This window comes from Oleiphilus sp. HI0066, assembly GCF_001635725.1.
The window spans coordinates 1-270 of record NZ_LWFH01000871.1; the positions used below are offsets into that span (position 1 = coordinate 1).

General features: G+C 40.4%; 1 protein-coding gene. It reads right to left on the bottom strand.

Annotated features, from left to right (window positions below):
* Positions 1–270, bottom strand: a 270-nt coding sequence (locus A3738_RS10005) for an AMP-binding protein (protein WP_156504176.1), incomplete at both ends; no start/stop codon positions are given.

The following is a 270-nucleotide window of genomic DNA, read 5'->3' on the forward strand; positions in this document are numbered from 1 at the left end:
CTTGATGTGTTGAAGTAAGGTTCCGCCCACTCCATGAACAATGCATTTAGGCTTTCCAGTTGTGCCTGATGAATAAAGGATATAAAGCGGGTCGTTAAAATCGACTTCTTCAAAATGAAGTTTGATCTTGTCGTTACTCTTAATCGCATTAATCCAATCTAAGTGCTTAGCAGTATTGAGTGTCAGGATATGGGATGTGTCGCGATCAATAGGGTTAAAACTAATGACTGCTTGAAGTGAGGGTAGGCTGTCAACGACAGAACTAATCTT